This window comes from Microbacterium sp., from assembly GCF_049661145.1.
Taxonomy (GTDB): domain Bacteria; phylum Actinomycetota; class Actinomycetes; order Actinomycetales; family Microbacteriaceae; genus Microbacterium.
Genome location: NZ_JBASZT010000317.1, coordinates 1 through 3,604 on the forward strand (window position 1 = coordinate 1; position 3,604 = coordinate 3,604).

The following is a 3,604-nucleotide window of genomic DNA, read 5'->3' on the forward strand; positions in this document are numbered from 1 at the left end:
GCGTCCAGATACGCGGACACCGCATCCGGCCCACCCCACAACTCCTCCAACGGATCAACATCCGCCGAGGAGAGACGTGCCCGGAACCGGTTCATACCCCCCACGATAAGCAGGACCTCCGACATTCGAACCGCTCAGAACCGGCCCCCACGGCGCCCGGAGATCACAAAGCCATAACGGAATCCGACGGGCGATGGTGGGCTATCGAGGGCTACGCGGCTGCACTCAGCCAGCGGGTGAGCGCATCCGCGATGGGAGGTTCGGCTCCGTCTCGTGCCACGGGTAACCGTGCGAGGGATTGACCTCGAAGCACACGACGCACCGTTCGGCGAGCTCGTCCGGCAGGTCGTATGGGGCGAGCTCAGCGTCGCGGCCGACCTGGGCGCGCGCATAGCGATAGGTGGGCGGGCCGTGCGCCGGCGGCGGCGGCCAGAAGCGCACCATCGAGGAGGGGATGCGGCGACGACCCGAAGGACGCGCCCGGAGTGGCGAGCCCAGCGCGTGCGGCTTCGATGCCGGCGAGCAGTTCGCGAGGTGCGGGACCAGCGAGGCACGACGGCTCCGCTCGATTGCGCACCGGACAGGTGACTCCGGTAAGCCGACTGAGGAAGAACGCGACAAGTTCCGCGGCGGCACAGTCGCGCTCCGAGCGGCTCATGGCGCTCGAGGGCTGTCAAGCAGCGGGACGGCGTTCCCGTCCTCGAGGTGACTCGACCCCGCTGCACCGCTGCCGCCCGAACTCGACGTCGACGATCTCGGCGGTGTGCCACTGCGGGTCGTGCGAGGTCGATACACGCTTCAGTAGCGTCGGTATTCTGAGGGAATGTCCCGAGACGACGCCCTGAGCTGGGGCGGCGACGACGACCCGACGCTCGATGTCGGATCGCGTCCCGCCCCGGAGCCAGAACCCGCGCCAGGACGCGAGGCCGCGCCGCCCGCGCTTCCGCTCGGCTTCACGGCGGTCGGCCGTGGCAGCGATGAGGTGGGCCGCATCGAGGCCGACGGCACCGTGACGCTCCCGGGTGAGCCCGCACCGCTCAGCAACGCCGTGCTCGTGAGTCTCGGCATCCTCGGTGGCGCCTACGCACTGTTCACGGTGGGCGGGATCATCGGTGGGCTGCGACTGCAGGGCACCGCGCAGTTTCTCGTGAGCCCGGTCGGCTATCGGTTCGCGTTCTGGTTGGCGGTCGTCGCGCCCGCGCTGTGGTTCCTGACGGCGTATGTGCTCACGCGGGGAGCCAAGGCGTGGGTAAGGCTCGTGTGGCTGATCGGGGGCCTCGCGCTGCTGATCCCGTGGCCGTTCATGTTCGTCGGGGCGGTGGGCCAGTGAGCGTCGCGGACCGCGAGACGGCGGTCCGCCGGACGCCGACGTGGATCATCGTAACGATCGCGGGGCTGTTCGGGCTCTTCTATGCGTATGCGGTGTGGAACGCCGTCGACTTCCTCGTTGCGCAGGCGAGCGGGACCCTCTCGCTCAACGGCTACGGCTGGTTCGTCCTGCTGCTGGCGGTCGCCTTTCCCGTCCTGGCGTTCGGCGTCGCCTTCGCCGTCGGCTGGCGCCGCCCGTGGTGGGAGTTCGCCCTCGTGATGCTCACGGGCCTCGCCGTCGTCGCGGTGTTCTGGCTCGACATCGTCGCGTACAGCGCCGTCGCGGGAGCGTCGATGCTGGGGTGACATATCCCCGGTCGTATGCGATCGGTGCGATCTGACCCGCCCGCTAGGCTGGTGGCTTCCCCACTCTCATTACGAAAGCACCGCTGTGTCAAAGCCCGTCGTCCTCCTCGCCGAAGAACTCTCACCCGCCACGATCGACGCCCTCGGGCCCGACTTCGACATCCGCTCCGTCGACGGCACCGACCGTTCCGCGCTGCTGTCGGCGATAGCCGAGGCGGACGCGATCCTCGTCCGCTCGGCGACGAAGGTGGATGCCGAGGCGATCGCCGCGGCATCCCGTCTCAAGGTCGTCGCGCGTGCCGGCGTGGGTCTCGACAACGTCGACATCAAGGCGGCGACCGCCGCCGGCGTCATGGTCGTCAACGCGCCCACCTCGAACATCATCTCGGCGGCCGAACTCACCGTTGGGCACATCCTGAGCCTCGCCCGCCACATCCCCGCGGCGCACGCGTCGCTCGCGGCAGGCGCTTGGAAGCGCAGTTCTTTCACCGGCACGGAGCTTTTCGAGAAGACGGTCGGCATCGTGGGCCTCGGGCGCATCGGCGGCCTCATCGCGGCACGACTGCAGGGCTTCGGCGTCAGCGTGGTCGCGTACGACCCCTACGTCACCCCGACCCGCGCGCAACAGCTCGGCGTCACCCTGCTGAGCCTCGACGAGTTGCTCGCGCAGAGCGACTTCGTCACGATCCACATGCCCAAGACGCCCGAGACGACCGGGATGATCTCCGCCGCGCAGTTCGCACTCATGAAGCCGACCGCGTACATCGTCAATGTCGCCCGCGGCGGCCTGATCGACGAGGCGGCGCTCTACACGGCGCTGACCAGCGGTCAGATCGCCGGCGCCGGTCTCGACGTCTACACGAGCGAACCGCCGAAGCCGGAGGGCACCGCCTACCCGCTGCTGAGCCTGCCGAACGTCGTGGTCACCCCGCACCTTGGTGCTTCCACCGACGAGGCGCAGGAGAAGGCCGGCGTCTCGGTGGCCCGCTCGGTCAAGCTCGCCCTCGAGGGCGATCTCGTGCCGGATGCCGTCAACGTCGCCGGTGGTGTCATCGACCCGTTCGTGCGCCCGGGCATCGCCCTCGTCGAGCAGCTCGGCCAGGTGTTCTCGGGTCTTGCGACGAGCGCCCTCACGAGTCTCGACATCGAAGTGCGCGGCGAGCTCGCCGCCTACGACGTAAGCGTCTACCGCCTCGCGGCGCTCAAGGGCATCCTGTCGAAGATCGTCAGCGAGAACGTCTCCTACGTCAACGCGCCGCTGTTCGCGGAGCAGCGCGGCATCGAGACCCGCCTGATCGTCGAGGCCGACAGCCCGCTGTACCGCAACATCACGATCCTGCGCGGCACCCTCTCCGACGGCACCGTCCTCACGGTCGCCGGTACGCTCGCCGGCACCCGCATGGTGCCGAAGATCGTCGGCATCAACGGGTACGAGATCGAGGTGCCCATCGAGCACCACCACATCGTCATGCGATATGCGGACCGCCCCGGCATCGTCGCGATCTACGGACAGAAGCTGGGGGATGCCGGCATCAACATCGCCGGGCTCTTCGTCGCGCAGCCCGACGCCACCGGCCGTGCGCTCTCGGTGCTGACGGTCGATTCGCCGGTGCCCGATGCGCTCCTCGCCGAGATGCGAGACGCCGTCGGTGCCGACCTGTTCCGGCAGATCGAGATCATCGAGTCCTGAGCCGCCGCCCGCTCCCGGCGAGTCGGGTGCTCAGGCCACGGGCGTGACGGCGCGCTCGACGAGCGCGATCAGCGCGTCGAGCGCGGCTCCGCGGGGCACCGGCCCGGCGGCGGCGCTGATGCTCAGTGTGTTGTTGAAGTACAGGCCGTCACTCACGAGCAGCACGAGGTCGAGCGCGGTCTCATCGCGGACGTGGGGGCGGAGGGCCCGCGCCCATCGCGCTCGCGCGCGGCGCAGGGC

The 3,604-nt window shown here is 69.4% G+C and carries 4 protein-coding genes and 1 pseudogene; 3 read left to right on the forward strand and 2 right to left on the reverse strand.

What is annotated here, in order from left to right:
* Positions 1-225: 225 nt before the first annotated feature.
* Complete coding sequence (locus WBP48_RS13315) at positions 226-444, reverse strand: hypothetical protein (protein WP_424441197.1); 219 nt, start codon at positions 442-444, stop codon at positions 226-228.
* A 379-nt stretch (positions 445-823) separates the two neighbouring features.
* Between WBP48_RS13315 and WBP48_RS13320 the strand changes: the two genes are divergently transcribed.
* The 3 genes from WBP48_RS13320 to serA all read left to right on the forward strand — a co-directional run bounded on the left by WBP48_RS13320 (position 824) and on the right by serA (position 3,364).
* Entirely contained in the window at positions 824-1,330 is a 507-nt protein-coding gene (locus tag WBP48_RS13320; RefSeq protein WP_424441199.1) for a DNA polymerase III subunit gamma/tau, read from the forward strand.
* Positions 1,327-1,674, forward strand: a complete 348-nt coding sequence (locus tag WBP48_RS13325) for a bacitracin resistance protein (RefSeq protein ID WP_424441201.1) — start codon at positions 1,327-1,329, stop codon at positions 1,672-1,674. Before WBP48_RS13320 ends, WBP48_RS13325 begins: the two co-directional genes overlap by 4 nt.
* A gap of 85 nt (positions 1,675-1,759) precedes the next feature.
* The gene (serA, locus tag WBP48_RS13330) at positions 1,760-3,364 is read left to right on the forward strand and encodes a phosphoglycerate dehydrogenase (RefSeq protein WP_424441203.1); all 1,605 of its coding nucleotides are present in this window, start codon (positions 1,760-1,762) and stop codon (positions 3,362-3,364) included.
* A gap of 30 nt (positions 3,365-3,394) precedes the next feature.
* Here the strand turns inward: serA and WBP48_RS13335 are convergent.
* Positions 3,395-3,604 (reverse strand): annotated as a pseudogene (locus WBP48_RS13335) (TetR/AcrR family transcriptional regulator); the annotation flags it as partial.